Genomic DNA, 25925 nt, shown 5'->3' on the forward strand with positions numbered 1-25925 from the left:
TCTGCCTTCCTTTTTATAAAAATGTAATTATATAGCTGCTTCAGCCGTTATATCTGCTTCATAACATATTCTAAATCCACTGCTGATTTTAATAATGTCTGCCTTGATATTTTTTTGTCCGCATACATGTTTAAAAGACTTGAATCCATCGTCTGCATACCAAATTTTGATCCGGTTTGAATCTGGTTCTGAATCTGGTGAGTTTTCTTTTCCCTTATAAGATTTCTGATAGCCGGTGTAGAAACCAAAATTTCAACCGCCGCCATTCTCTTTTTTTCGTCTATTTCCAGTACCAATTGCTGGGATATTACTCCCTCCAACACATTGGCAAGCTGTATAACCACCTGTTGCTGCTGGTGAGGAGGAAATACGTCTATTATTCGGTCTATGGTCTTTGCTGCTCCTGTCGTGTGCAGAGTGGAAAAAACAAGATGACCGGTCTCTGCTGCAGTAAGTGCTATTTCCATAGTTTCCAAATCTCTCATTTCTCCCAGAAGTATTACATCCGGATCCTGTCTCAGGCATGAGCGCAGTCCTCCGGCGAAGGATTTGAAATCACTTCTGTACTCTCTCTGATTTACAATGCTTTTATTGTGTTTGTGCAGATACTCGATAGGATCCTCAAGTGTTATTATGTGACACTTTCTTTCATTGTTTATTATGTTTACCATCGATGCCAGAGTTGTAGATTTTCCACTGCCTGTAGGCCCTGTTACAAGAACAAGCCCCCTTTGTCTTTGAGTAAAATCATATAAAATTTCAGGCATATTAATTTCTCTTAGTGTGGGTATGTTCATCTGCACAGCTCGAACAGCTATGGAGTAGCTTCCCCTCTGCTTGAATATGTTTATCCTGAAACGTCCGAGATTGGGTATAGCATAGGACATATCAAAATCTCCTATCTCATTTATTTCTCTCAACTGCTCTTCATTAGTTACCTGCTTAGTCAGCTTTTCCGTATCATCAGGCGTCAGCTTTTCATTTCCGGTGCTTATCAGCATGCCGTTCACTCTGTAAATGGGTGCACATCCTACAGATATATGTAAATCTGATCCTTTTACTTCCATTAATTTGCTCAGCATTTCATTTATATTCATTTCTTCCCCCCGCTAATCCATTTTATATATTATCTGTGAGTATTCTTCAACCGTTGTTATGCCCGATAATACCAATTCTCTGCAGTTATCCTTCAGTGTCTTCATTCCGCCCTTTTCAGCAGCCTGTGTTATTTCATCAATACTCTTGCCGCCCTGAACGGCTTCCCTAACAGCCTTATCCACCTTCAGTATTTCATGTATTGCAATTCTTCCGCTGTATCCTGTATTGTAGCACTTTGGACATCCCATGCCCTTTCGAAGTGTAATTTTACCTTCTGCTTCAAGCAGAATTTTTTCCATATCACTTGCCTGATATTCAATCATACAGTTGGTGCAAACTCTTTTCACAAGTCTTTGAGCCACAACTCCTCTCAATGAAGCAGCAATCAAAAACGGCTTAACACCCATATCCTGCAGTCTCATTATTGTGGATGGAGCATCGTTTGTATGTATTGTAGATATGACAAGATGTCCTGTAATAGCTGCTCTTACAGCTATTTCTGCCGTTTCTTCATCTCTTATTTCACCGACCATTATTATGTCCGGATCCTGTCTCAGTATGGACCTCAAACCTGTTGAAAAGTGAAGTCCTGCCTTATTATTTACCTGAACTTGGTTTATTCCCTCTATTTTATACTCCACTGGATCTTCAACTGTTATTATGTTTTTATCTATTTTATTTAACTCGTTCAGCGCCGCATATAATGTAGTCGTCTTTCCGCTTCCCGTAGGACCTGTAACTAGAATAACTCCATTTGGAGAGTTTAATATTTCTTCAAACATAAAGAGATTTTCTCTTGTAAAACCAAGCTCGCTCTTTTCTTTCAAAAAATTTCCTCTGTCCAGCAAACGCATTACAATTTTTTCACCATGAACAGTCGGCAGTACGGAAATACGTAAATCAACCTCTGAATCATCAACTTTTATTTCAATTCTGCCATCCTGAGGTATTCTCTTTTCTGCAATATTCATACCCGACATTATTTTTACTCTCGTTACAATAGCGGACAACGTATGCTTGGACGGCGTAAGAATTTCTTGTAAATCTCCGTCTATTCTTGCTCTTACCCTTATTCTGTTTTCCAGCGGTTCTATATGTATATCGCTTGCACCCATCTTCAGTGCCTGCCTGATAAGGGAGTTAATAAGCCTTACGACAGGTGAATTGCTAACATTTATATCGGTTTCTTCATTCAATGCATCAAAATCATCATAAAACAAATTTTCTTTGTTAAAATCTTCTACTGCTTTCTCTGCGCTTCTCCGGCTCATGTACTTTTCTATTGCACTTGTTATTTGAGATCTGTACGCCAGTACAATTTCCGCTTTTTTGCCGGATTCCATCTCAATATCTTCTATATCAAAAATATTAAGCGGCTCGCTCATAGCTACAATCATTTTATCGCCGAATATTTTTAACGGTATGGCATTGGTTCTTTTGGCAAGTTTTTCTGATATAAGCTTTGTTGCCTCAAGGCTAATATGATAATTGTCTAAATTTACTATATCCAGTCCCAGCTGCTCAGACAGTGTATTCATTACTGATTTCTGAGTTACAAATCCCTTTTCAATCAGTATTTCACCTAATTTTTTGCCGCTTCCTGCCTGTGATTTCAGTGCTTCATTCAGCTGTTCCTGTGTTATTTCCTTTTTTTGCAGAAGAATATCTCCAAGCCTTGCAGTCTTGCTGTATTTGTTCATGTTTTCTCCTTTGCTGTATAAAATAACACTAACTTAAAAATATTTGTAATTTAGTAATTATGTTAAAAAGAAAATGTCATCGTCAACTTATTATATTTAAAGCCTGTAACTTTAAAGTAAATATTAAAAATATAAAAATAATATTATATTTTGCAATGCCGCTGCATAAGAATTCACTTACATTATACTATTTACTCATTTAATTATAATTTTATTTTAATTACACTTTAATTACATAAAATAAAATAAGAACAGATATTTAAGCATCTGTTCTTATCATAATATTTATATTTATTTAATTATTTATTTTTTCTTTGTTTATCCTTAGTTACCACGCATGTTCCGCTCGCTTTGCACACAATTATAGGTTCATCAAGAAAATCGCATGCGGAGTCATTTATATCCTTCCTCGGTACTATAACCTTTCTTGCCTCGAACTTCATCTTTCTGGATGAATTTCCCACAGAAGTAATTTCTCCCTCTGCTTCAATATAATCACCTGCATAAACAGGTGCCAAGAACTCAACGTCATCATACGCTACAAACAACCCTTCATCTCCGTCATTTCTAATAAGAAGTTCTGTAGCCACATCTCCAAAAAGTCCCAGCATTCTTGCCCCGTCAACCAAATCTCCGCCATAATGCGCATCGTGCGCACTCATTCTCATTCTGATTAATGATTTCATTACTACCTCCGAATTTTTTGCTTTCCTCTGTCGTTCGCCCTGTGACAAGCCTATTCTAGCACTGATTTGCAAAATTGTCAATTTCAATCATTTTATTGACGGCTATGCCGAGACCGAGCATAACTTCTTCCAGTTAAAGTCCAACAATTTTGCCTTGCATTAGTATGTAGTACAAAAAAGACGCCCTATCAAAGGCGTCTCATACTGCAATAAACTTGCTATCTTGTTGGTTTTGTCATCAAAATTCTGTTATACTATTAGTCTTTAAAAGCATCTTTCATCTTTCCGAAAAAGCCTTTTTTATCATCCTTATCGTTATGTTCTCCCATTTCTTGGGCAAACTCCTGAAGTATTGCTTTTTGTTTTTCAGTAAGTTTCTTAGGAACCTCAACTTTTACTCTTACGTATTGGTCACCCTTACCTGCTCCTCGTAAATTCTTTATTCCTTTATTTTTAAGTCTGAATACCGTTCCTGTCTGTGTTCCTTCTGGAACATCATATTTAACCTTGCCCTCTATAGTCGGAACCTGGATGGAACCGCCCAATGTAGCTTTTGCAAATGAAACGGGGATTTCACACCAGACATCATTTCCGTCTCTCTCAAATATTTCATGAGGCAGTACATTTATATATACGTATAAATCTCCTGACGGGCCGCCCTGCTCACCGTGATTTCCTTCACCCCTCAAAGGAATTACCGAGCCTGTATCCACCCCTGCAGGGATGTTGATAGAAAGTTTTCTTGATTTTTTTTCCTTGCCTGTTCCTCCACATGATGTACATGGTTCTTCCACGATCTCGCCTGTACCACCGCATGTTGAACATAATTTTGTACTTGCAAATTGACCGAACGGAGTTCTTTGAACCGTTCTTACGCTTCCTGATCCATGACACGTAGGACATGTTTTCTTGCTGGTTCCTTTCTTGGCTCCCGAACCGTCGCATACATGACATTTTTCGACACGATTTATTTTTATTTCCTTCTTAGTACCAAAAGCTGCATCTTCAAATGATATATCCAGCTTAATCTTAAGATCCGACCCTGCTTTCGGACCTGATCTTTGTGCTCTTGCACCAGCACCGCCAAAACCGCCGCCGAAGAAATCGCCAAATATGTCTCCAAATATATCTCCAAAGTCGCTGAAACCGGCACCGCCTCCACCGAATCCAGCATTTTGATCAAACGCAGCATGACCGAATTGATCATATTTTGCTTTCTTTTCAGGGTTGCTTAACACTTCATAAGCTTCATTTATTTCCTTAAACTTTGCTTCCGCCTCTTTATTGTCAGGATTTAAGTCAGGATGGTATTGTTTTGCCAGCTTTCTGAATGCCGATTTAATTGTTTTATCGTCAGCATCTTTACTTACTCCCAATATTTCATAATAATCTCGCTTTGCCACTCTTTCACCACCTTGTTACATTATATGTTCGCAGCCTATTTCTACATTTATTTGCTTGCCACTGCTCAGCAAATTATAGACCACTTGCGAAATACCTGCCGCTGTTCATGAAAAACAGCGGTATGGCTTCCTATACGTTAACCAAGCTAAACCCCAACAGGATTTAGCTTGGACTTAACGTAGCTATTATATATTTTATTCAATGCTTTTTCAAGATTTTTCAAAATTTCCCGGCAAAATTTATTTATCTTCGTCGTCGTGAATTTCTTCAAAATCTGCGTCTACAACATTGTCATCACCTGCTGATGAATTTTGACTTGCATTAGGATCAGCCTGAGGTTCTCCCTGTGCTCCTGTTTGAGCATAAAGTTTTTGAGCAAGTTCATTGAATATGGCAGTAAGTTTTTCTGTCTTATCCTTCATTTGTTCTGAATCGTTGCTTTCAATTGCTTTTTTCAACTCATCGGCAGCTGACTGTGCTTTTGCCTTTTCTTCGTCAGAAATTTTTCCTTCTAAATCTTTCAAAGTTTTTTCTGTCTGGTATACTAGAGTATCAGCATTATTTTTTACTTCTATATCTTCTTTTCTTTTCTTATCTTGCTCTGCATACTGCTCTGCTTCTTTAACTTTTTTATCTATTTCATCGTCTGACATCTTAGTTGATGATGTAATTGTAATTTTTTGCTCTTTTCCTGTTCCCAAGTCCTTAGCACTTACATTAACAATACCGTTGGCATCTATATCGAAAGTTACTTCAATCTGAGGAATTCCCCTAGGTGCTGGAACAATTCCGGAAAGCTGGAATCTTCCCAGTGTTATGTTGTCTTGTGCCATCTGTCTTTCACCCTGTAATACGTGGATGTCAACAGCAGGCTGATTGTCTGCAGCTGTTGAGAACACTTGGCTTTTCTTTGTAGGAATTCTTGTATTTCTTTCAATTAATTTTGTAAATACTCCGCCTAATGTTTCAATACCTAATGATAAAGGAGTAACATCAACTAACAGTATGTCATTGCCAAATTCTCCTGTCAGAACACCACCTTGAATAGCTGCTCCTAATGCAACACATTCATCAGGGTTAATTCCCTTATGAGGATCTTTTCCAGTTAATCTTTTTACTGCTTCCTGCACTGATGGCGTCCTTGTAGAACCACCTACCAGCAATACTTTATCTATATCATTAGCGCTTAACTTAGCATCTGACATAGCCTTTTTAACAGGTTCAACAGTTTTTTCAACTAAGAATGCTGTAAGCTCGTTGAATTTAGCTCTTGTAAGATCCATATTCATATGCTTTGGTCCATCCTGAGTTGCAGTTATAAAAGGCAGATTAATATTTGTAGTCATTGCACTAGAAAGCTCTTTCTTAGCTGTTTCTGCAGCTTCTTTTAATCTCTGAAGTGCCATTTTATCTTTTCTTAAATCTATTCCATTTTCTTTTTGGAACTGATCTGCTAAATAGTCCATTACAACCTGATCGAAGTCATCTCCGCCAAGCTTGTTATTTCCTGCTGTAGATTTAACCTCAAATACTCCCTCTCCAATTTCAAGAATTGAAACATCAAATGTACCACCACCAAGGTCATATACCATAATTGTCTGCATATGGTTTTCTTTATCAACACCGTATGCAAGTGCAGCAGCTGTTGGTTCATTTATTATTCTTTTTACATCAAGGCCTGCAATTTTTCCGGCATCTTTTGTAGCCTGTCTTTGGCTATCTGAAAAGTATGCAGGAACTGTAATTACAGCTTCTGTTACTTTTTCGCCCAAATAGCTTTCAGCGTCCGCTTTTAACTTTTGAAGAATGAAAGCTGAAATTTCTTGAGGTGAATATGCCTTTCCGTCTATATTTACCTTATGGTCTGAACCCATATGTCTTTTGATTGATGCTATTGTTTTGTCAGGGTTTGTAACTGCCTGTCTTTTAGCAGTTTCACCAACCAATCTTTCTCCGTCTTTTGTAAATGCTACAATTGAAGGAGTTGTTCTTTTACCTTCAACATTTGCTATAACAACAGCTTCTCCACCTTCCATAACAGAAACGCAAGAGTTTGTTGTTCCTAAGTCAATTCCTATAACTTTACTCATTTTTTTCCTCCACAATTTATAGAATAATTTTATTTATTATTTACGGCAAATTCTTACCATTGCAGGTCTTATACATTTGTCGTTAACAGTATAACCTTTTTGGAGCACATCGATAACTGTTCCATCTTCATGCTCATCACTCGCTTCAAATCCCACACCATAGTGGAAATTATGATCAAATGGTTTATTAAGAGCATCAATTTCCTTTAAGCTCTTTTTATCAAGTATTCCCATTAATTGAGTGTAAACCATTTGAATTCCTTCTTTATAGGAAGTGCTGTCTCCGCAGTCTGATGCCAGTGCCCTATCAAAATTGTCTATAACCGGCAGCAAATCCAACATAAAATCTGAAATAGCATTTCCGTATGCAGATACTCTTTCCTTTTCAGTCCTAGTCTTGTAGTTCAGAAAATCCGCTTGAAGCCTAAGTAACCTATCATTAAGGCTGTTAATTTCCATTTGTAAATCATCTTGTTCTTTTGTATCTTCTGATTTGTCCGCTTCATTTTCCTTTGAATTATCTTGTTGAACCTTTTTATTAGACTCTTTTGAAGCATCCATCTCTTTTTCTTCCTCTTTCAGCTTAAGCTCTTCTTCCTTCAGTTTTTCTTCATCATGTTTTTTTGCCTTAGCCATTTCTTCACTCCTTATTTTCATCGTCAAAGTTCCGACTTATTATTTCATTCACTGCTTCCGACATTGACTTAACCGTTGAAATAACCTTGCTGTAATCCATTCTCATGGGACCTATAACACCAATCTTCCCAATCAATTTACCGTTAAGCCTATATGTTGCTGTTACTAAGCTGCAATCCCTAAGCTCTTCGTATTCATTTTCACGGCCAATACATATGTCAAAATCATTTTCGCCGGTATATTGGAACAGCTTTGCCATGCTGTCCTTATCTTCAACAAATGAAATAAACTCCCTTGCTTTGACAACGTCATTATATTCAGGCAAATCAAGAATACTTGTCAAACCGTCTGAGTAGACGTTGAAATCTTCTAATTTGCTTATTTGATCAACCAAGAACGGTAATAGCTCTAACAATGAGTCGCTGCTACTTTCTTTTAAATGATAAAGCTGCTCTATTAAGCTATCCTTAATTGTTTCAATATCTTCAAGCTTGTAGCCATTTAATTTTTCTGATAGCGATACTGATATTTTATCCATCTGATCTAAAGGTATAGAACTGTTAAGCCTCAAGACAACCTGCTTTACAATATTGCTCTGCAATATTAAAACAAGAAGGATTTTTCTATCGGTTATAGGGACCAGCTGAATTCTCTTAATTTCAGATTGCTTCAGATGAGGTGACACTATAAACGATGTGTACTTTGTAAATTGAGACAAAATTCTGACGGAATTTTTAAATACAGAATCCATCTCACTTGCTTTATCTTCAATTATACTTCTCAATTCATTTATATTTGCATTTGAATTTGCAGAGCCCATGACTTTTTTCCAAAGGCCGTCAACATAATATCTGTATGCCTTATCCGTAGGTATTCTTCCTGCTGAAGCATGGGGCTGAATTAAAAAGCCCATTTCTTCCAGATCAGACATTTCGTTTCTAATTGTAGCCGGGCTTACGCCAAGCTCATATTTTTTTGAAATTGTCCTTGAGCCGACTGCTTCCGCATTATCAATATAGCTTGAGATAATAGCTTTTAAAATTTTTACTTTTCTCTTATCCAAAGACATTTCGTTCACCTCTTTGTTAGCACTCTCTTTGATTGAGTGCTAAATCTATAGATATAATTTACTACTTTAAATTTACTTTGTCAATAGATATTATTAAAAAAATTATAACACAAATTCCTACAGTGTGATCTATGTCACACAGCAGCGCAAAATTACTCTTGTTTTTACATCGAAATCTTTTATGTCCAAACCTTACAATCTTTATTTACGGTAAAAATTCTTCTATCACATAGTTTGAAATATCCATTCCCTTTTCTGTAAGCCGTACATTTCTTCCGCTGTATTCCATTAATAGATTATTTATCATTCTCTCTATCTGAACTTTAAAAGCTTTTTCAAAGCTTATACCAAACTTATTGTTAAATTCATCTAAATTTAAACCTTCCGTTAATCTCAACCTAAGCATGATATATTCAAACATCCGATCCTGATCACTTAATTTTTCGTGAATTATTCTTTCATAATTATTTGAAAGTCCGTTTTCACAATATGATTTCAAATCTGGAGGATTGCTGTACCTTATACTATTAATAAATGAATGAGCAGACGGTCCAAAACCTACATATTCCTCCTGTTCCCAGTATTTTAGGTTGTGCCTGCATTCATAACCTCTATTGGAAAAATTAGAAATTTCATATTGAAACATATTATTGCTTTCCATAATTTTTCTTCCTGCATAATACATTTCACGCTCTGATTCCTCATCAGGCATTATAATTTTATTTATTTTTTCCATGTTGTACATAGGTGTACCTTTTTCAAGTTTTAGAGAATAAAATGAGATATGCTTCACACCTCTGTTTATTATTTTTGTGATAGTTTCTTCTATGTCACAAACATTCTGACCAGGAATATTGAACATAACATCAGCATTTATGTTTTCAAATCCGCTTTCTAACGCTCTATCAATAGCATCCAATGCCTCTGCACTGTTATGTATTCTTCCTATTTGTCTTAAAATTTCATCGTTCAACGACTGAATTCCAATGCTAAGCCTGTTTATCCCCATGTCCCTATATGCATTGAGATTCTCCAATGTCAAGGTGTTGGGATTTGCTTCTATGCTGATTTCTGCGCATTTGTCAATTTCCATTGTTTCACAAATGCTATCAATTATTTCTTTTATATTTTCATGCTTAATAATAGTAGGCGTTCCACCTCCAAAATAAATAGTGTTCGCAATATAGTTATCTTTTAATTCCTTGCCTTGAGTTTTTATTTCATTAGTTAACGCCTTTATATATTTCTTTTCTGACTCATCGTTCCATTTCATAGAGTAAAAATCGCAATAATTGCATTTTTGCCTACAAAACGGAATATGTATATATATTCCTAGTTTTTTCATACTGCCTCATATCATAATTTTTTTGCACCTGTTATAAAAATATAAAGGAGCTGTTTCCAGCTCCGATTATATCATTATTTACGCATTTGTTCAATTTTTTTGATATTGGTTATTTACTTGCAACGACTTCCTTGTTCAATTCTCCTTCTGTTGAAGCAATAACTACCGAACATGCAGCATCACCTGTAACGTTAATCATTGTTCTCATCATATCGAGAATTCTGTCAACTCCTGCTATCAACGCAACTCCTTCGATAGGGAGCCCAACAGATTGAAGAACCATGCCAAGCATTATCATACCTGCTCCTGGAACTCCGGCTGTTCCTATTGATGCAAGTGTGGCTGTTAAAATTATTGTAAGCTGGGCGCTGATTGACAAATCAAGCCCATAAATATTTGCTATAAAAATTGCACATATACCTTGGTATATAGCTGTTCCATCCATATTAATGGTAGCTCCCAAAGGCAGAACAAAGCTTGATATTGACTTTGAAACGCCAAGATTTTCTTCTACAGACTTCATCGTAATTGGAAGAGTTCCCGAGCTGCTGGCAGTTGAATAAGAAAACATCATCGCAGGAGCAGCTCCCTTGAAAAATTTCAGAGGACTAATTTTTGCAAAAATACTTACCACCGATGAATATGTAAGCAGTGCATGCAAAGCACATCCAATATATACAGCAATAATCAGCTTAAGAAGCGGAAGCAATACTGCAGGTCCGTTTTCAGCAACTACGGGAGTAATAAGCGCAAAAACTCCTATAGGAGCAAACTCCATTATTTTGCCAATTATTTTGTACATTACTTCAGCAAATGCATCAAAGAAATTAAATAAAATCTTACCCTTTTCGCCAATACCTATGATTCCTGCCCCAATAATCAATGCAAACGCTATAATTTGAAGCATCTTTCCTTCTACTAAAGCATTTAAAGGATTTGAAGGAATAATGTTCAATAATGTTTCAGTAATACTTGGAGCTGCAGAAATTTCAAACTCCAGATCTGCCGGTATGCTAAAATCTCCGCCTACGTTCGAAATATTTGCTAAAATAAGTCCGATTGTAACAGCAAACGCGGTGGTTAACATATAAAATGCCACAGTCTTTCCGCCTATTCTCCCAAGCTTTCTGACATCATCCATACTGCATGCACCAACTACAAGCGAAGAAAATACCAGCGGTACTATTGAAAGTTTAATAAGGTTTAAAAATAATGTACCGAAAGGCTTGATGTATGACTTAGCAATTTCGGGATTTGATTGAAAAATAATTCCTGCAAGTATACCCAAAGCCAAGCCAATGAAAATTTTGGTTGTTAATTGCATTTTTTTCATTCTAAATTCCTCCTTTTAATAAAATGTATTTATATTATACATTAGTTTCTTCGTTTTGTCTCTCTGTATTTTTAACAAATACATGTTTTTTTCTTTGTATTACATATATATACCATACTTAATATTAAATGCGTTATACTTTTAATCGAATCCCATTTACCAGTAAAAATTTTCCCTAATTCTCCTAATTCTATTAAAAAAAGCTGCCTGTGATGGCAGCTAAGACATTTCATTACATGCATACATTATAACTGAAGCGGTAACAATTCCTGCGGTTTCTGTTCTCAGTATTCTTTTTCCAAGAGTAACTATATGCGCACCAGCTTCCTTGAACATTTCTATTTCCTTAATATCAAATCCCCCTTCAGGCCCTATTATTATGTAATAATTTTCTTTAGGCACAGACAATACATCCTTCAATAGTTTCATGTCTTCAAGCTCATATGGAACAATTATCTCAGCATTTTCTTCTTTTAACCTTTCAAGCAGCTCCTTGACATTAACTATATCTTCTACTGTAGGAATTATATTGCGCTTGCTCTGCTTAGAAGACTCTTTGGCAATTTTTCGCCATCTTTCAAGCTTTTTTTGTTCCCTATCTTTGTCATTAAGTTTTACCACTGTTCTTTCAGTCATCAAAGGTATGAAACTTTTCACTCCCAATTCAACATTCTGCTGAATAATATCTTCCATTTTGGTTTGCTTTGGTATCCCCTGGCACAAAGTAACATTTATTTTTGTTTCATTATTTGTATTTTTTTCTTCTATAATCTCGCAAATTATGTTTTCCTGATTAATTTCAATTATTTTCGCATCATACTCACTGCTTTCAGTAACTAAGGATATATTATCCCCTTCTTTTGCACGAAGTATGGTTTTTAAATGTCTTGCATCTCCGCCTGTTACTTTGACAGTATTATTTTTTATATTGTCATCAGCACAAAAATATCTGAACATATTTACCTCACTATCTTAGTTGAGCTGTTACACATACCCATTCTTCGCTATCATTTATCTCTAGTATTTGAAATCCTAAAGATTTAAAGTTTTCTACAACATCACCAACATATTTTTTTATAATACCAGATGCTATTACAAGTCCTCCTTTTTTCAAAAATTTTGGGAATGTGAAACTCATACCCATTATAATCTGAGCAATAATATTTATTTCAAGAATATCATACTTGTTGTATCCTATTGCATCCTGCAGATTTTTATCATCGGTTACATCACCGCAAAGAACATCAAACCTGTCTTCATAAATGTTATTTAATTCGGCATTTTCTTTAGCAATTCTAACTGCATTTTCATCTATATCCACACCTGTTGCCTTAACAGCTCCAAGAAGCAAAGATGCTATGGAAAGTATTCCGCTTCCGCATCCCATATCCAGCACTTCATCGCCATCATTAAGATGCTTAATTATCTGCTCAATACAAAGCCTTGTAGTATGATGCTGACCTGTCCCAAAACTCATGCCTGGATCAATATTAAGAACAATTTTTTCTTCTGCAGATTCGTCAAGTTTTTCCCATGAAGGCTTTATGATTATTTTATTTGAAACAGAAAAAGGTTTAAAATACTGTTTCCAGTTGTTAGCCCAGTCCTCATCATTTAAAATCCTTGTAGCTATTTCCAGTCTGCCCATATCAATTTCATTGCTTTCTTTCTTTAAATCTTCAATGTATTTTTCTACTTTTCTAAAAAGTTCCATTCCCTGACTATTATCCGCTAAATATACCTTTATACAGCTTTCACAATTTTTCATTTCAGCAAGCTCTTCATCATAATAGTCCCAATTCAATGTGTCATTATTTAAAAAATCTTCAAAAACTCCAGCATCTTCTATAACCGCATCATTTATTCCTAATTTTATCAAAGCGCCATTTATTATTTCTATTCCATTTGTTGTTGTATATATGGAAACCTCAGTCCAGTTCATTATTCCTCCCAAATAAACAAAATTTTACAGCATTATTTATTATAATCTAATTATAGTATTTTATCAATGAAAAAGCACCGTTGAACAGATACAGTGCTTTACAATTACTTATGTGGTGACATAAATATTCTATTACTCAATAATTTGTATTTCATATGAAATAGGAACAGCCTTTTCAAGCATTGCTGCAACCCCGCAATATTTTTCAAGTGAAAGTTTAACAGCTCTTTCAAGTTTTTTATATTCGAGATTGGTTCCTATAAATTTATAAATAATTTTAATATAATTATATATTTTCGGATCCTCATCTCTAGATTCAGCCTCAATTTCAACATGAACATCCTTAACATCGAGCCTCATTTTTTTAACAATAGTCATTATATCTATTCCTGAACATCCAATAAGACCCGCCAATAACAATGCCTTTGGACTGGGGCCTAAATTATTTCCTCCGTTTTCAAAGACCGTATCCGTTATTACAGTATGGCCGTTTATCTTCATTTCAAAAGCCATGTTTCCTTTTAGATTAGCATTTATTTTCGTCTTTTCCATTTAAATCTCCTAAATTTTGTAATTGTCTTAATTATATAGCATTAAAATTCTTTTTTAAAATTAATTTTCTTAAAGTATAAATGTCAGCACCTTTGATTTAAAATAATCCTCTTAGTTTTTATTTTATATATTTTGATGTATAATGCTAATAACTGTATGTAGCTGATCTGCAGGTATCTGCCCTGGAGCTGATGTCTCTCCTACAGCTCCAAATGTAAATGCAGAACCGAAAATTTCTCCTGCCAGTCTGCTCATCATTCCTAAGGCTCCCATTGACATAGTTATTATGGGTTTATTTGTATATTTTTGTCTCATTTCGTATGTAGCAGACATCAAAGTCAGCAAATCCTCCGGACTTTGAGGCATTACAGCAATTTTTAGTATATCAGCACCAACATCCTGCATTTTACACATTCGTGAAATTATGTCATCCTTATCAGGTGTCTTGTAAAAGTCATGATTTGAAGCAACCACAAGTACATTGCAGGAGTGAATATTATTTATGTTTCTTTCAGCTTCTTCATATCCTATGAAAATTTCCACATCTATTATATCTGCATCACCTGTCTCAGCCACAGCCTTATTTAGTGCGCAGTAATTTTCAACAGATATTTCTTTGTTCCCTCCTTCCTTTTTCGTCCTATATGTAAAAAATACAATTTTATCTGGTATCAAATTTCTTATTTCGCTCAGTACTTCTGTTACTTTTTCAAAATTGAGAACCTCATCAAAAAAATCCGCTCTCCACTCAACAGCGTCATATTTTAATTCCTTAAAACTTTTTAACTTTTGAATTATTTCCGTTTCGGTACTTTCAACCAATGGTATTATTATTTTAGGCATTCCTTCACCTATTTTTACACCTCTAATTTCTATGTTTTTCAATAAGTTCATCTCCTTTACTTTTTGGGTTCTCGTTTAGTTTGCTACTGCATAAATTGCTTTGTTTGAACAATAAACGATAAAACAATTATTGCCAGCAGAAACATTGAAATCGGACTTGTAAATATACTTCCAATAAGACCAATAATAGAACCTGAGGATATAACAGCTCTTCTATAATTCGTTTCAATTAAGTCAGCCAGTATAATTCCAAGTACCGTAGGAGCAACCGGAAAGTCATACATTTTAAAGAAATATCCCATAACACCAAATGCTGTCATCCAAAATATATCATATAGATTGTTATTAACCGCATATGAACCTACAATCGACAGAATTATTATGATAGGAAGAAGTATTCCTTTAGGTATTTCAACTATTTTTGTAAATATTTTTACCCCTGTTAAACCGAATATTAATAAAAATATATTTGATATAAGCAAAAAGCTTACGATTATATAAAATAAATCCGGCGTTTCTGTCATAAGCATGGGCCCTGGCCTTAGTCCATGAATGTATAAAGCTCCAAGTATTACGGCAGTAACCGCATCACCAGGTATTCCCATTGTAAGCATTGGTATAAATGCCCCGCTTATTGCTGCGTTATTTGCAGATTCCGGAGCAACTATACCTTCTACTGCCCCTTCTCCAAAAGGAACCTCCGTATTCTTAACGGTTCTTTTTGCCTGATCGTAAGCAACTAACGCTGCAATATCTCCGCCAGCGCCGGGAAGCGCTCCGACAATAACTCCCACGATTGATGACCTTACTGTTAATGGCAGATACTTTTTAATTGAAAAAAATGATGGTAATATCCTATCAACCCTCTGCTTTATAATCGGAGTGTCTTTTTGTCTTATTTGTACAAACACCTCAGATATTCCAAAAAGACCTATCATTGCAGTAATATAATTCACTCCAGCAAGCAGATAAGTATTTCCAAATGTGAACCTGTGCTGTGCACTTATCGGGTCCATTCCAATTGTACCCAACAGCACTCCAACTGCAGCGGCAACAATTCCTCTGGATAAAGTCTTTGATCCAAGACTTCCAACCAGCATCATTCCCATGAATGCAAGAAGCATATAATCTCTAGGAGCAAATATTAACACAAAATCTGATACAATTGGCGCAAAAAATACTAAAACTATTATTCCTACTATTCCTCCAAGAACCGACTGTACTGTAGCAACACCCATGGCCTGACCTGCCAAGCCCTTTTTTGCAAGCGGATAGCCGTCAAAGCTTGTCGCAACAGCTGCAGGAGCCCCAGGGATATTCAATAGTATTGCTGATCTGGAGCCTCCATATACTGCTCCTGTGAATATTCCAATCATAAGTGCTAATGCGCTTTTTGTTTCCCATCCGAAAGTAAAAGATACAAGAAGGGAGACCGCCATAGTTCCTGACAATCCAGGTATAGAACCTATGTAGATACCTAAAAAAACACCGACTGCCACAAGCGCTGTAAGAATTGGATCCTCAAAAGGCGCCAACATATAAATTACATTTGAATCCATATCTTATCCTCCTTATGGCAGAATAACCTGAAAAATTGTATTGAATATAATAAGAATGAAAGCCATTACAACAACTGTAAAAATAAGGCTTTGTAAATACTTGCCATTCATTAAGTAACTCATCGATGTAAATAAAAATATCGGAGTTACAAGTTCAAATCCGACTCCTAAAACAAGCAGCAGACAATAGCCTATAAGCATCAATAACATTAACAATATATCTTTGGTGAAAATATATTCGACAGCAAGCTTAAATTTCTCTTTCAGAACAAAATTCTCACTTTCAGAAACTGTTTTATTAGATTCAAAAAAAATTATTTTTATCATAAATAAAACTATTATACTGCTTAAAAACAAAGGCAGTGCTCCATATGATGAAGGAGCAGGATCATTCATATACATGTTTATAGACTCAATAAATGCACCTGTCCCTATTCCTAACAGCATAAACAAAAAAACTGTTTCCCCCGGTTTAATCTTACTTGACATTAACTCACATCCTTAATATATTGAAAATCATACGAGGATCGATTGAAATCTAATTTATTCCAAGTTCTCCCGGAGATTTATCTATTGTTCCACTCTTATAAAATGCTTCCGCAGTATCTTTTTGCCATCTCTCAAGATATTCTTTTGCTTCATCACCTGTCAACCCTAATGGGCTTATGTTTAATTCTTCCATCAGGTTTACGTACTCTAAATCATTAAACGCTTCCGAAAATGCAGCACTTAATACATCAATTTTCTCTTGAGGAGTCCCATTATTAACAAATATACCATAGAAAGGCCCCCATGGTAAATAATCAGAAAAATCCGGATATTCTTCGGTTACTAATGGAACTTCAGGAAGAACGCCTACACTTTCAGTCGATAATAATGTCAGATATTCGATATACCCTGCCTTATATGATTCTATACCCGATTGTACTTTACAAATTGTAAAATCTGCATGACCTCCTAGAACTGCTGCCAATGCTGACGCATCGCTATCAAATGGTATCTGATTAAACTCTGCTCCTGTTATAGCCGTAATAAATGCACTTACAGACCATGGCATACCTCCCACACCGGTTGTTGCAATATTTATCTTACCCGGGTTAGCTAAAGCATCATCTATGAGCTCTGTAAATGTTAAATATTTTGAACCTTTCTTTACAATAATTCCAACCTTTTCATCACCAATAACAAATACCGGCTCAAAATCTGCGTATGTAAGTTCCGATATACCCAATATTGTATAAAGCTGAGGATTTTCAGCTCCCATCAGCAGTGTATATCCATCGCTTTTTTGTTCGTATACATACTGTGTTGCAATAGCTCCTGTTGCTCCTGGCTTGTTCTGAACTACAATGCTTTTACCAAGTATCTTTTCTGCAATGGAAGCAAGAGGTCTCATCAATGAATCTGTTCCTCCCCCTGCACCCCACTGAACAACGCCTTTTATATCATGTTCAGGAAAAGCAGGAGTATCTTCTTCCTCACATGGAGCAAGTTGCTCATTATTTGGTTCATGCATACATCCTGTCAGTAATAAAAGCATCATGATAATAATTAACAATTCCGCTAATATTTTTTTCATATTTCCTCCAATTACTCTGTATAAATTTATAGTTATAAAAAGCATATCATATGGTACAGATGGGATAAATATGACTGTTTAATCGAAAGCCCTTAAGGACAGTTTTATTAAAAAAATAGCAAATCTAGAAAATCTGCCTTTTGACAGATTCTCATTGTTATAATTATTTATTTAAAATCTGCACTATTCAATCTGTCTAACATTTCCGCCAAATTCAATTCATAATTCGCAGCAATAACTTCAACAGTATCAAACAAGTTGTTGCAAAGCAGGCATTTTCCAGTAATCTCGTCATATTCATGAAAAATTTTTTCTGTTTTCGGATACTTTTCAACTATATCCAACGTTGTCATATCTTTGGTAATCATTTATACAGCCTCCTAGTAATTTTATTTTCCTTCATCAATCATAATAATTGCATTAGCTGGACATAAGTTATAGCACATCCCACATCCATTGCATTTGTCTGAATCAATAATAACTTTTTCTTCAAATTTCAGCGCCTTGCATCTTGTTCTGAAGCACATCCTGCACATTTTACATTTTTCTGTATTTATCTTATATTTCATAAAAATCTCCACTGTGGTATCCGATATTTAACTGTATCCAAACTAAATGTTTATTTTACCTGTTGCAAGGATAACGGCTGAGCCTCCTACTCTTATCTTTTCATTCCCATTTTCCAATATGATCTGAGTAACTATTCTTGAAGGTCTTTCAAGCTTTTCTCCTTGAACAATGTTATTTAAACTATCTAATCTGATAATACCATAATCATATAAATAATAGGTCAATGCTCCATTTGATGTCCCGGTTGCAGCTTCTTCATCTATTCCATACAATGGTGCAAAATTTCTTGAATGAATTTTTCCATCATCAGAGTTAACTGTAAACGCGTGGACTCCGACCACCTTATGCTTTTCAGACAACGAGGTAAGAGATTCCAAATCAGGATTAATCTTTTCAAGTTCATTTTCATTTTTTACAGGCAGCATAATATCTATTAGTCCTGTAGATACCTTTTTAGGAATCAATTCAATATCAGAATATTTACTACATATTCCCTGTGCCCTTGAATCAAGTCCCATAACGCTGTAAAGCTCATTTATATCTTCTTCGGAGAAAATTGTATCAAATATCTTAGGATATGCCATATCCATCAATATTAAGTCGTTATCTGCCATAATTTCCAATTCCCCTGCCAAAGTTATATTTATATATTTACCCGGTTTGATTATTCCTTGATTGAGTAATGCATGAAAGGAAGCTATTGTAGCATGACCGCATAAATCAACTTCCGACACAGGCGTAAAATACCTTATATTAAATGTTTCATTTCCCAATTTTTTAATAAATGCCGTTTCTGAATATCTAAGTTCCGCCGCTGTCTTAATCATAATTTCATCTGAAGGAAAATCCGCTCCATCCGGAAGCATCACAATTCCTGCAGGATTTCCCCCGAACAGCCTGTCTGTAAATGCATCAACAATACTAAATTTCATTTAAATCATCCTTTCCGCATAGATAATCTTAAAATATTATGTAGTCAATAATTTTATTATACCATGATTTAATATTTGTTTCACCATTATTTTCCTCACAAACTTTTATGTCGGTAATATTTTAAATAAAAAAATCCTATCAGCATAAGATAGGATTACTTTTATTTGCTAAAATCAAATGCACCGTGAGGGATTCGAACCCACGACCTTTCGGTTCGTAGCCGAACACTCTATCCAACTGAGCTAACGGTGCAAGATATTTTGGAGGCGCCATCCAGATTTGAACTGGAGATCTAGGTGTTGCAGACCTGTGCCTTACCACTTGGCTATAGCGCCTTAATATTAAGTTTTTGGGGTGAATAGTGGGATTCGAACCCACGACCTCCAGAGCCACAATCTGGCGCCCTAACCAACTAGGCCATATCCACCAAAATATAATTTGGAGCGGGTGAAGGGAATCGGACCCTCGCGACCAGCTTGGAAGGCTGGGGCTCTACCATTGAGCTACACCCGCAAAATAAATTTATATTGGAGCGGAAGACGAGATTCGAACTCGCGACCCTCGCCTTGGCAAGGCGATGCTCTACCACTGAGCCACTTCCGCAATGGTGGAAGAGATTGGATTCGAACCAATGAAGGCGGTGCCAACGGATTTACAGTCCGTCCCCTTTAGCCACTCGGGAACTCTTCCTTATTTTTAATGTTACAAAGCTGGTGGGAGGACTTGAACCCCTAACCTACTGATTACAAGTCAGTTGCTCTACCAATTGAGCTACACCAGCATATATAATTATATTACGCCAATAATTTACCTCTTCGGCTATACTTCTTTTTTAAAATGGCGACCTGGAAGGGGCTCGAACCCTCGACCTCCAGCGTGACAGGCTGGCATTCTAACCAACTGAACTACCAGGCCGCTTTTGCAGTTAATCACTGCATTTGACCTACCAAACATTCTTCAGAAAACTCTGATTAATGAAGTTAGGACTTAAGTGGAAACTATAGGGCTCGAACCTATGACCCCCTGCTTGTAAGGCAGATGCTCTCCCAACTGAGCTAAGCTTCCATATTTATGACCCTACCGGGACTCGAACCCGGGTTATCGCCGTGAAAGGGCGGTGTCTTAACCGCTTGACCATAGGGCCATCATATTTTTTGGTAGCGGGAGCTGGATTCGAACCAACGGCCTCCGGGTTATGAGCCCGACGAGCTTCCAACTGCTCTATCCCGCGACGATAATTCTTGCCAAAGCTTCATATATGGCCCTATTATCATGCTTATTACTGACTCCGAGGGTGGGGCTCGAACCCACGACCTACCGGTTAACAGCCGGTTGCTCCACCATTGAGCTACCTCGGAATAACCCGGCGACGTCTTACTTTCCCAGGCAGTTGCCCGCCAAGTATCATCAGCGCTGAAGAGCTTAACTTCCGTGTTCGAGATGGGTACGGGTGTGTCCTCTTCGCTATTGTCACCAGATATATAAAAGTTCTTTCAGAACTTTCAAAATCGCATAGGAATTTTTAGATTAGACATTTTTGCGCAGTCTCATTCACCAATTTACTTGCTCCTTGCGTCGCATAAATTGGGAATTCGTTGCGAATGACCTACCTTCAATTTTTTTCTCCTTTTAGTCGAAAAAATTGGGTTAGGGCATCTTTGAGGTCAAGACCTCGACCTATTAGTATTGCTCAGCTGAATGCATTGCTGCACTTACACATGCAACCTATCAACCCGTTAACATATCGGGGGTCTTACTCACTTGCGTGATGGGAAATCTTATCTTAGGGCTAGTTTCGCGCTTAGATGCTTTCAGCGCTTATCTAATCCAGACTCAGCTACTCAGCTATGCCACTGGCGTGACAACTGATGCACCGGCGGTCTGTCCATTCCGGTCCTCTCGTACTAGGAACAGCTCCCTTCAAATTTCCTGCGCCCACGGCGGATAGGGACCGAACTGTCTCACGACGTTCTGAACCCAGCTCGCGTGCCTCTTTAATGGGCGAACAGCCCAACCCTTGGGACCTGCTTCAGCCCCAGGATGAGACGAGCCGACATCGAGGTGCCAAACCTCCCCGTCGATGTGGACTCTTGGGGAGATAAGCCTGTTATCCCCAGGGTAGCTTTTATCCGTTAAGCGATGGCCTTTCCACTCGGTGCCACCGGATCACTAAGTCCAACTTTCGTTCCTGCTCGAGATGTCTCTCTCGCAGTCAAGCTCCCTTCTGCCTTTACACTCTTCGCACGATTTCCGACCGTGCTGAGGGAACCTTTGAGCGCCTCCGTTACTCTTTCGGAGGCGACCGCCCCAGTCAAACTGCCCAACTGACAGTGTCCATATACCGGTTCACGGTATCATGTTAGAAATTCAGTAACAATAGAGTGGTATCCCAACGTTGGCTCCACCGATACTGGCGTACCGATTTCTCTGCCTCCCACCTATTCTGTACAATTGCTACCGAATTCCAATGTCAGCCTGCAGTAAAGCTCCATGGGGTCTTTCCGTCCTGCCGCGGGTAACTCGCATCTTCACGAGTACTACAATTTCACCGGATCTATTGTTGAGACAGTGCCCAAATCGTTACACCTTTCGTGCGGGTCGGAACTTACCCGACAAGGAATTTCGCTACCTTAGGACCGTTATAGTTACGGCCGCCGTTTACTGGGGCTTAAGTTCAAAGCTTCTCTTTCGATGACTTCTCCCCTTAACCTTCCAGCACCGGGCAGGTGTCAGCACCTATACTTCATCTTTCGATTTAGCAGATACCTGTGTTTTTGGTAAACAGTCGCTTGGGCCTGTTTTCTGTGGCCCTTCTAAGCTCCAACAGTTCTGTCTTCACTCTGAAGGGCACCCCTTCTCCCGAAGTTACGGGGTCATTTTGCCTAGTTCCTTAACAATAGTTCTTCCGCTCATCTTTGGATTCTCTCCTTGCCTACCTGTGTCGGTTTACGGTACGGGCACCTTCTTGCTCGATAGAGGCTTTTCTTGACAGTGTGGGCTCAGCTGCTTCACTACTTATTTTCGCTCCCATTCGTATCTCAGGATTGACGTTACGGATTTGCCTGTATCGTCTCCCTACTTACTTAGACGCACTTTTCCAGCTGTGCGCCAGCTTACCCTCCTGTGTCACCCCATTTCTCAAACGCTTAAAGGTGGTACTGGAATTTCAACCAGTTGTCCATCGCCTACGCCTTTTGGCCTCGGCTTAGGTCCCGACTTACCCTGAGTGGACGAGCCTTCCTCAGGAATCCTTAGGCTTTCGATGGGTGAGATTCTCACTCACCTTTCGCTACTCATGCCAACATTCTCTCTTCTGTACAGTCCACGACTCCTTTCGGTAGTGCTTCTATCCGTACACAATGCTCCTCTACCGATGTCGTAAATCTCTTCATTCGCTCAATTTTGATTTTAGCCCCGTTAGAGCTTTTCAAAATCCTTCCTTTTTATCTATTTTAATTAATGAAGGATTTTGAACTGAGATGTCCTCAGTTATCGTTTCATTGAACAGATGAAGAGCTTTACGACATCCCACAACTTCGGTAATAGATTTTAGCCCCGGACATCTTCGGCGCAAAACCACTCGACCAGTGAGCTATTACGCACTCTTTTAATGAATGGCTGCTTCTAAGCCAACATCCTGGTTGTCTGTGTAGTTTTACATCCTTTTCCACTTAATCTATATTTTGGGACCTTAGTTGGTGATCTGGGCTGTTTCCCTTTTGACTATGAAACTTATCTCACATAGTCTGACTCCCTAGCAACATATATATGGTATTCGGAGTTTGATAGGTTTTGGTAACGTATAACGCCCCTAGACCATTCAGTGCTCTACCCCCACTATACTTACTTGAGGCTAGCCCTAAAGCTATTTCGAGGAGAACCAGCTATCTCCGGGTTCGATTGGAATTTCACCGCTATCCACACGTCATCCCGTAGCTTTTAAACGCTAATGGGTTCGGTCCTCCACCAGATTTTACTCTAGCTTCAACCTGCACATGGATAGGTCACCCGGTTTCGGGTCTACAACATACAACTTTCGCCCTTTTCAGACTCGATTTCTCTTCGGCTCCTAACCTTTGGTTATTAACCTTGCTGCATATTGTAACTCGTTGGCCCGTTCTACAAAAAGTACGCGGTCACACTTTTGTGCTTCCACTGTTTTTAGGCTCAGGGTTTCAGGTTCTTTTTCACTCCTCCCGGGGTTCTTTTCACCTTTCCCTCACGGTACTGTTCTCTATCGGTCACTGGGTAGTATTTAGCCTTGGGAGGTGGTCCTCCCTGCTTCCCACAAGATTCCTCGTGTCCCGTGGTACTCTGGATCATATCCTCGCTTCAAACTGTTTTGCTTACGTGTCTATCACATTCTTTGGAGGAGCTTTCCAGCTCTCTTCGGCTACAGTTTTCTGTCTCTTTGATATGTCCTCAACCCCAAGTATTTCTACTTGGTTTGGGCTCTTCCGCTTTCGCTCGCCGCTACTTACGGAATCATTTTTTATTTTCTCTTCCTAAGGGTACTTAGATGTTTCAGTTCCCCTCGTTCCCCTCATACAGCTATTTATTCACTGTATGATACATAAGGTTTACCTTATGTGAGTTTCCTCATTCGGATATCTGCGGATTATCGGCTGCTTACGCCTCCCCGCAGCATTTCGTAGTTTGCCACGTCCTTCTTCGGCTCCCAGTGCCAAGGCATTCGCCCTTAGCCCTTTCTATCTTGACCTGTTTGTCATTGTTATGTCTTCATAACATTTTGTTTTGGTTAAATTGTATTTGTTTTATTTAAAATTTGAATTTAACTAATGTCTTCTCTTTTCATTTTCCTATGCAATTTTCAAAGTTCTGTGGTTTTATACTGTATCCTTCAGTCTTGCTTTACTTTTATTTAAAGCAAGCAATAAAACAGCATAAGTCCTTTAGTTCTCCTTAGAAAGGAGGTGATCCAGCCGCACCTTCCGATACGGCTACCTTGTTACGACTTCACCCCAGTCATTGATCCTACCTTCGGCGCCTGCCTCCTTGCGGTTAGCTCAGCGACTTCGGGTATTACCAACTTCCATGGTGTGACGGGCGGTGTGTACAAGACCCGGGAACGCATTCACCGCGACATTCTGATTCGCGATTACTAGCAACTCCGACTTCATGTAGGCGAGTTGCAGCCTACAATCCGAACTGGGATCGGTTTATTGGGATTTGCTCCGGATTGCTCTTTCGCTTCCCTTTGTACCGACCATTGTAGCACGTGTGTAGCCCAAGACATAAGGGGCATGATGATTTGACGTCATCCCCACCTTCCTCCGATTTATCATCGGCAGTCTCTTTAGAGTGCCCAGCTTTACCTGCTGGCAACTAAGGATAAGGGTTGCGCTCGTTGCGGGACTTAACCCAACATCTCACGACACGAGCTGACGACAACCATGCACCACCTGTCTCCCTTGCTTCCGAAGAAGAGAGCACATCTCTGCACTGGTCAAGGGGATGTCAAGCCTTGGTAAGGTTCTTCGCGTTGCTTCGAATTAAACCACATGCTCCGCTGCTTGTGCGGGTCCCCGTCAATTCCTTTGAGTTTCAGTCTTGCGACCGTACTCCCCAGGCGGAGTGCTTATTGTGTTTACTTCGGCACTGACCATCGCTGGCCAACACCTAGCACTCATCGTTTACAGCGTGGACTACCAGGGTATCTAATCCTGTTTGCTACCCACGCTTTCGTGACTCAGCGTCAGTTACAGTCCAGTAAGCCGCCTTCGCCACTGGTGTTCCTCCTAATATCTACGCATTTCACCGCTACACTAGGAATTCCGCTTACCTCTCCTGCACTCAAGTAATACAGTTTCAAATGCTAACTATGGTTAAGCCTTAGCCTTTTACATCTGACACATACTACCGCCTACTCACCCTTTACGCCCAGTAAATCCGGACAACGCTCGCCCCTACGTATTACCGCGGCTGCTGGCACGTAGTTAGCCGGGGCTTCCTCCTTGGCTACTGTCATTTTTTTCTTCACCAAGGACAGAGTTTTACGATCCGAAAACCTTCTTCACTCACGCGGCGTCGCTGCATCAGGGTTTCCCCCATTGTGCAATATTCCCCACTGCTGCCTCCCGTAGGAGTCTGGACCGTGTCTCAGTTCCAGTGTGGCCGTTCACCCTCTCAGGCCGGCTACTGATCGTCGCCTTGGTAGGCCTTTACCCCACCAACTAGCTAATCAGACGCGAACTCATCCTATACCTCTAACGATTTGACTCATCGACCATGCGGTCATCAAGTGTTATATGGTTTTAATCCCGGTTTCCCGAGGCTATTCCTTTGTACAGGGCAGATTGTTCACGCGTTACTCACCCGTCCGCCACTAGATTTACCTTTTCACTTAGCTCTCGAATTTCAAGTGTGTTGTCTCTTGGATTTAGCGTGAAGCACAAATGTGCAACTCACTGTTTTTCTACATCTTATTATATTATACACTTTTGTGCTTGATGTAGATGTTCGAGCTCTCAGTGAAAAAGTAAATCTCGTTCGACTTGCATGTGTTAGGCACGCCGCCAGCGTTCGTCCTGAGCCAGGATCAAACTCTCGTTTTATATTCTTGCTC

General features: G+C 38.5%; 19 protein-coding genes, 12 tRNA genes and 3 rRNA genes. All 34 read right to left on the minus strand.

What is annotated here, in order from left to right:
- Positions 1–47: 47 nt before the first annotated feature.
- Positions 48–1097, minus strand: a complete 1050-nt coding sequence (locus RBQ61_RS13940) for a type IV pilus twitching motility protein PilT (RefSeq protein WP_308137846.1) — start codon at positions 1095–1097, stop codon at positions 48–50.
- A 12-nt stretch (positions 1098–1109) separates the two neighbouring features.
- Positions 1110–2798, minus strand: a complete 1689-nt coding sequence (locus RBQ61_RS13945) for a GspE/PulE family protein (RefSeq protein ID WP_308137847.1) — start codon at positions 2796–2798, stop codon at positions 1110–1112.
- A 299-nt stretch (positions 2799–3097) separates the two neighbouring features.
- Entirely contained in the window at positions 3098–3484 is a 387-nt protein-coding gene (locus tag RBQ61_RS13950; RefSeq protein ID WP_213924753.1) for a hotdog fold domain-containing protein, read from the minus strand.
- A 257-nt stretch (positions 3485–3741) separates the two neighbouring features.
- Positions 3742–4887 (minus strand): molecular chaperone DnaJ, encoded by a 1146-nt coding sequence (gene dnaJ / locus RBQ61_RS13955; RefSeq protein ID WP_308137848.1) that lies wholly within the window; start codon positions 4885–4887, stop codon positions 3742–3744.
- Between the two features lie 240 nt (positions 4888–5127).
- Positions 5128–6978, minus strand: coding sequence for a molecular chaperone DnaK (gene dnaK, locus RBQ61_RS13960; RefSeq protein ID WP_308137849.1), 1851 nt, complete (start codon positions 6976–6978; stop codon positions 5128–5130).
- 36 nt (positions 6979–7014) lie between these two features.
- Positions 7015–7635 (minus strand): nucleotide exchange factor GrpE, encoded by a 621-nt coding sequence (gene grpE, locus RBQ61_RS13965; RefSeq protein ID WP_308137850.1) that lies wholly within the window; start codon positions 7633–7635, stop codon positions 7015–7017.
- Positions 7619–8683 (minus strand): heat-inducible transcriptional repressor HrcA, encoded by a 1065-nt coding sequence (gene hrcA, locus RBQ61_RS13970; protein WP_308137851.1) that lies wholly within the window; start codon positions 8681–8683, stop codon positions 7619–7621. The genes grpE and hrcA overlap by 17 nt, the downstream gene beginning before the upstream one ends.
- Positions 8684–8888: 205 nt before the next feature.
- Positions 8889–10028 (minus strand): radical SAM family heme chaperone HemW, encoded by a 1140-nt coding sequence (gene hemW / locus RBQ61_RS13975; protein WP_308137852.1) that lies wholly within the window; start codon positions 10026–10028, stop codon positions 8889–8891.
- 109 nt (positions 10029–10137) lie between these two features.
- Positions 10138–11352, minus strand: coding sequence for a dicarboxylate/amino acid:cation symporter (locus tag RBQ61_RS13980; RefSeq protein ID WP_308140126.1), 1215 nt, complete (start codon positions 11350–11352; stop codon positions 10138–10140).
- 228 nt (positions 11353–11580) lie between these two features.
- A complete protein-coding gene (locus tag RBQ61_RS13985; RefSeq protein WP_308137853.1) occupies positions 11581–12318 on the minus strand; it encodes a 16S rRNA (uracil(1498)-N(3))-methyltransferase in 738 nt (245 codons plus the stop codon).
- Positions 12319–12328: 10 nt separating this feature from the next.
- Positions 12329–13303 (minus strand): 50S ribosomal protein L11 methyltransferase, encoded by a 975-nt coding sequence (gene prmA, locus RBQ61_RS13990; protein WP_308137854.1) that lies wholly within the window; start codon positions 13301–13303, stop codon positions 12329–12331.
- A gap of 132 nt (positions 13304–13435) precedes the next feature.
- Positions 13436–13855, minus strand: a complete 420-nt coding sequence (locus RBQ61_RS13995; protein WP_308137855.1) for an OsmC family protein — start codon at positions 13853–13855, stop codon at positions 13436–13438.
- A gap of 123 nt (positions 13856–13978) precedes the next feature.
- The gene (gene aroD, locus RBQ61_RS14000) at positions 13979–14740 is read right to left on the minus strand and encodes a type I 3-dehydroquinate dehydratase (RefSeq protein WP_308137856.1); all 762 of its coding nucleotides are present in this window, start codon (positions 14738–14740) and stop codon (positions 13979–13981) included.
- A gap of 41 nt (positions 14741–14781) precedes the next feature.
- Positions 14782–16257 carry a tripartite tricarboxylate transporter permease gene (locus RBQ61_RS14005; RefSeq protein WP_308137857.1) on the minus strand — a complete coding sequence of 492 codons (1476 nt, stop codon included), beginning with the start codon at positions 16255–16257 and terminating at the stop codon, positions 14782–14784.
- Between the two features lie 12 nt (positions 16258–16269).
- Positions 16270–16746, minus strand: a complete 477-nt coding sequence (locus RBQ61_RS14010) for a tripartite tricarboxylate transporter TctB family protein (RefSeq protein ID WP_308137858.1) — start codon at positions 16744–16746, stop codon at positions 16270–16272.
- Positions 16747–16795: 49 nt separating this feature from the next.
- The gene (locus RBQ61_RS14015) at positions 16796–17836 is read right to left on the minus strand and encodes a tripartite tricarboxylate transporter substrate binding protein (protein ID WP_308137859.1); all 1041 of its coding nucleotides are present in this window, start codon (positions 17834–17836) and stop codon (positions 16796–16798) included.
- A gap of 167 nt (positions 17837–18003) precedes the next feature.
- Positions 18004–18204, minus strand: a complete 201-nt coding sequence (locus tag RBQ61_RS14020) for a hypothetical protein (protein ID WP_308137860.1) — start codon at positions 18202–18204, stop codon at positions 18004–18006.
- A gap of 21 nt (positions 18205–18225) precedes the next feature.
- Positions 18226–18405: a 4Fe-4S binding protein gene (locus tag RBQ61_RS14025; protein ID WP_308137861.1), complete on the minus strand. Its 180-nt coding sequence runs from the start codon at positions 18403–18405 to the stop codon at positions 18226–18228.
- Between the two features lie 42 nt (positions 18406–18447).
- On the minus strand, positions 18448–19338 hold the full coding sequence (locus RBQ61_RS14030; RefSeq protein WP_308137862.1) for a PhzF family phenazine biosynthesis protein: 891 nt from the start codon (positions 19336–19338) through the stop codon (positions 18448–18450).
- A 179-nt stretch (positions 19339–19517) separates the two neighbouring features.
- A tRNA-Arg gene (locus RBQ61_RS14035) sits at positions 19518–19591 on the minus strand.
- 9 nt (positions 19592–19600) lie between these two features.
- Positions 19601–19674, minus strand: a tRNA-Cys gene (locus RBQ61_RS14040).
- A 15-nt stretch (positions 19675–19689) separates the two neighbouring features.
- Positions 19690–19766 (minus strand) — tRNA-His (locus RBQ61_RS14045).
- 12 nt (positions 19767–19778) lie between these two features.
- Positions 19779–19852 (minus strand) — tRNA-Gly (locus RBQ61_RS14050).
- 15 nt (positions 19853–19867) lie between these two features.
- Positions 19868–19942, minus strand: a tRNA-Gly gene (locus RBQ61_RS14055).
- A 2-nt stretch (positions 19943–19944) separates the two neighbouring features.
- Positions 19945–20029: transfer RNA gene (locus tag RBQ61_RS14060), tRNA-Tyr, on the minus strand.
- Between the two features lie 18 nt (positions 20030–20047).
- Positions 20048–20120 (minus strand) — tRNA-Thr (locus tag RBQ61_RS14065).
- 57 nt (positions 20121–20177) lie between these two features.
- A tRNA-Asp gene (locus tag RBQ61_RS14070) sits at positions 20178–20254 on the minus strand.
- Positions 20255–20331: 77 nt separating this feature from the next.
- Positions 20332–20404: transfer RNA gene (locus RBQ61_RS14075), tRNA-Val, on the minus strand.
- Between the two features lie 7 nt (positions 20405–20411).
- Positions 20412–20483: transfer RNA gene (locus RBQ61_RS14080), tRNA-Glu, on the minus strand.
- A gap of 11 nt (positions 20484–20494) precedes the next feature.
- Positions 20495–20570: transfer RNA gene (locus tag RBQ61_RS14085), tRNA-Met, on the minus strand.
- Positions 20571–20625: 55 nt separating this feature from the next.
- Positions 20626–20697, minus strand: a tRNA-Asn gene (locus RBQ61_RS14090).
- A gap of 3 nt (positions 20698–20700) precedes the next feature.
- Positions 20701–20817 (minus strand): 5S ribosomal RNA (gene rrf / locus RBQ61_RS14095).
- A 182-nt stretch (positions 20818–20999) separates the two neighbouring features.
- A 23S ribosomal RNA gene (locus RBQ61_RS14100) occupies positions 21000–24059 on the minus strand.
- Positions 24060–24266: 207 nt separating this feature from the next.
- A 16S ribosomal RNA gene (locus tag RBQ61_RS14105) occupies positions 24267–25914 on the minus strand.
- The 16S, 23S and 5S rRNA genes sit together here with 12 tRNA genes alongside, the layout of an rRNA operon.
- Positions 25915–25925 lie beyond the last annotated feature (11 nt).

Source organism: Sedimentibacter sp. MB35-C1 (assembly GCF_030913635.1).
In the GTDB taxonomy this organism is placed as follows: domain Bacteria; phylum Bacillota; class Clostridia; order Tissierellales; family Sedimentibacteraceae; genus Sedimentibacter.